The organism is Bartonella sp. AA81SXKL (genome assembly GCF_042196945.1).
Lineage (GTDB): Bacteria > Pseudomonadota > Alphaproteobacteria > Rhizobiales > Rhizobiaceae > Bartonella.
In genome coordinates this window covers 1-536 of the sequence record NZ_JBHIRH010000425.1, presented here as the reverse complement: position 1 = coordinate 536, position 536 = coordinate 1, and the positions used below count along the sequence as shown (strand labels likewise).

At 49.1% G+C, this 536-nt stretch carries 1 protein-coding gene; it reads right to left on the bottom strand.

Annotated elements, in window-relative coordinates:
• The coding region (locus ACFINZ_RS12045) for a phage terminase large subunit (protein WP_375701652.1) at positions 1 to 536 on the bottom strand (536 nt) is incomplete at both ends.

The window sequence follows — 536 nt, the reverse complement described above, 5'->3', positions numbered from 1 at the left end:
ATCTCTCTACCAACAAATTGCGCTATCCATATCGCCGTGGCATCTGCCTTGGCGCCTGTCCCCCCAATATCCCAAAAGGCGCGTATTTGCATTAAAGGATCACGAGCAACACGCCCTATCCGCCCCTCTTGCTCGGCTGCCAACATCTCTTTCTGATAATAAGCACCTTGAACCGCTGTAAGATAAGCCCCCTCCCAGATATGCTTATAAGTCTCTGGACGGTTTCTCAGATCATCCAATCGCGCTTCATTCAAGATCTTAGGAAACTTCGGATTGTCTGACCAATTGATCTCTACACGCTTAATGGCTTCATTGTCTGAAAAGCGAAACCGCTTCTCAACGGGGGCATTCTCTCGCAACGGGTTCCATGTCACCCATAATTCTGCCCGCCATCCCTCTCCTTCTTCTCGCAAAGTCGGTATAAGCGTTTGCCAAGCCGTCTCTGTTACCGGCTCTGCTTCATCAACCCAACAAAGCAAAATGCGCCCCATCGATTTAATGCTCGCAATATTACGGTCCAGACCAGAAAACTGAAA